A 1,023-nucleotide genomic window follows, 5' to 3' on the forward strand; every position below is an offset into this window, starting at 1 on the left:
GAGCCCTGACCACAAACGCCACCATGCCGGCGAGGTGGAGCCCTTCCCCTCGGGCCGGATCACCTACCTGGCGCCCAAACCCCTGCCCACCGGGTTGCCCCCGGTGGACCACGGCCATGCGGTGGGATCGGTCACCGATCATTACCTGGACTTCGGCGTGGGCAACTCCTTTGCGTTTTCCTGGCAGATGGCGCTCGGTGGGCCGTTTGCTTGTTTTTTACTCTGTGCGTTATTTATCCCCTTACTCGTTTTCTGGGGCGGATACCACTTTGGTAACGGCTGGGAGGATGCTATTTGGGGGTTCAAAGGCGCTTTTAACTTCGGTTTCTGGTTAGGCCTAGGGGGGGGGGCTTGGCGGCTTGTTCCTGGCCATGCTGCCTCGCTGGCAGATGTACCGCCGGGCCGAGAAAATCGCCCCCACCCGCTTCAACCGCCAGCGCCGGGAAGTCTGCTTTGTGCCGGAGGGCCATAGCGAACCCATCTTCATCCCCTGGGAGGAACTGGAAGCCTGGGTGATCGAGTCCCAGGGGGCGACGGAGTACGGGGTGCACCGCCAGTACGGTTTCGGCATCGGCTTCCGCCACCCGGAGACCGGAGAACGCTTCAACCTGGAGTTCCCGACCCACGGCCTGCCGCTGTCGATCAGCACCTGGGAAGCCCTGCGCGCCTACATGGAGTATGAGGTGCATTCGCTTGAAGAGATCCAGCCCAACGGCGAGCTGATGACCGGCGGCGATGCGCCCAACGAGGAAGGCGTGGCCTTCTTCCACGCCGCCCGGCGCAACGTCCGCCGTCGCCGCAAGGCCGGCGAGGTGGGCTGGATCTACACCTTCTTCTGGTACCTCTACCACGTGATGACGTTTTGGACCCTGCCCAACCGGATGGTGGAGTGGGAGAACCGCAAGCTCCAGCGATTGCTGAACCGGTCCCTGCCTCCGGCGATGGAGGCTTGGTCCCAACCCTTGCCTGAAGATCAAAGGGCCCGGCCCAGCGACGAGCTCAAGCGCCTGAGCCAACGGGTAC

1 pseudogene is annotated in these 1,023 nt (G+C 63.4%); it reads left to right on the top strand.

What is annotated here, in order from left to right:
- Positions 1 to 371: 371 nt before the first annotated feature.
- Positions 372 to 1,023, top strand: a pseudogene (locus EZI54_RS23880) (hypothetical protein); the annotation flags it as partial.

The sequence above is a fragment of the Marinobacter halodurans genome (assembly GCF_004327985.1).
In the GTDB taxonomy this organism is placed as follows: domain Bacteria; phylum Pseudomonadota; class Gammaproteobacteria; order Pseudomonadales; family Oleiphilaceae; genus Marinobacter_A; species Marinobacter_A halodurans.